Here is a 1,444-nt window from a genome sequence, read left to right as displayed (position 1 = left end):
CGGTGGTGGGGGGTACAGTGAACACCCTTCAGAAGTCTAACAACTGACTGGCCTTACGCCCCTGGTCGAGATGGGGGGGCGTCTCGTCTGTCTGTGTGCCGCCTTGTGGATCCGGGGGAGATTTAAAGAGAAGGAGCGTACGTTTTACGGGGTGCTCTCACTCTGCGGCCGGTCCCGCCGAGTGTCAAGAAGGCGCATTCGTTTATGTCGAGTGGCGGGCCGCGCGGCCCGCTGAGTATGGGCGAACCCAGCTGAAGGTCATCGAACGGTCAAGTACTGGTTAACCTCGCTGAAACTCCGTCCAACTAGCCTGCGACGCCACGCCACCAGGGGTTTTGGTAACCGGGGTGCGCAAGATCAAGCGCACTGTCTGTGTGTTACATCTATATCCGTCGCGGTGGCCGCGGCAGCCGGACCCCGCACGGTCCGGAGCGAGGACTGTGAGGTGGGACGCGTGCAACTGACCCCGCACGAGCAGGAGAGACTGCTCATTCATGTGGCCGCTGACGTGGCCGAGAAGCGAAGGGCGCGGGGGCTGCTGCTCAACCACCCCGAGGCGATCGCCCTGATCACTTCGCACATTCTCGAGGGCGCCCGCGACGGCCGGACCGTCGCCGAACTGATGTCGTCGGGGCGCAAGGTGCTCACCCGCGACGACGTCATGAGCGGCATCCCGGAGATGATCCACGACGTCCAGGTGGAGGCCACCTTCCCGGACGGCACCAAGCTCGTCACCGTCCACGACCCGATCGTCTGACGGGGGGTTCCTGAGCCATGACTTCGGTGCACCCGCCGATCCCCGGCGAGATCCTCTTCGCGGACGAGCCCGTCGCCTACAACGAGGGCCGCGCGACCACCGCCCTCACCGTCCTCAACGCCGCCGACCGCCCCATACAGGTCGGCTCCCACTACCACTTCGCCGAGGCCAACCCCGGTCTCGACTTCGACCGTGCGGCCGCGCACGGCAAGCGGCTCAACATCGCCGCCGGCACCGCCGTGCGCTTCGAGCCCGGAATCCCCGTCGACGTCGAACTCGTCCCGCTGGCCGGCAAGCGCATCGTGCCCGGCCTGCGCGGAGAGACCGGAGGTGCCCTCGATGCCTGAGCTGTCCCGTGCCGCGTACGCTGATCTGTTCGGCCCCACCACGGGCGACCGGATCCGGCTCGCCGACACCGACCTCCTCGTCGAGATCGAGGAGGACCGCTCCGGCGGACCCGGACGCTCCGGCGACGAGTCGGTGTTCGGCGGCGGCAAGGTCATCCGCGAGTCGATGGGGCAGTCCCGCACGACCCGAGCCGAAGGCGCTCCCGACACCGTCATCACCGGCGCCGTGATCATCGACCACTGGGGCGTCGTCAAGGCCGACGTCGGCATGCGTGACGGACGCATCACCGGCCTCTGCCATTCCGGCACCCCGGACACCATTGACGGCGTACACCCCGAT

The 1,444-nt window shown here is 67.2% G+C and carries 2 protein-coding genes and 1 pseudogene; all 3 read left to right on the top strand.

The genetic code is table 11. From position 1 onward, the window contains the following. The first annotated feature begins 454 nt into the window (after positions 1–454). A complete protein-coding gene (locus ACFWY6_RS45400) occupies positions 455–757 on the top strand; it encodes an urease subunit gamma (RefSeq protein WP_266873899.1) in 303 nt (100 codons plus the stop codon). 17 nt (positions 758–774) lie between these two features. Next, on the top strand, positions 775–1,104 hold the full coding sequence (locus ACFWY6_RS45395; RefSeq protein WP_135330071.1) for an urease subunit beta: 330 nt from the start codon (positions 775–777) through the stop codon (positions 1,102–1,104). Continuing rightward, positions 1,097–1,444: pseudogene (gene ureC, locus ACFWY6_RS45390) on the top strand (urease subunit alpha); the annotation flags it as partial. The gene ACFWY6_RS45395 and the pseudogene ureC, both read left to right, overlap by 8 nt.

This window comes from Streptomyces sp. NPDC059037 (assembly GCF_042740015.1).
Taxonomy (GTDB): domain Bacteria; phylum Actinomycetota; class Actinomycetes; order Streptomycetales; family Streptomycetaceae; genus Streptomyces.
The sequence above is the reverse complement of the archived record's forward strand: the minus strand, read 5'-3'. Positions and strand labels throughout refer to the sequence as shown.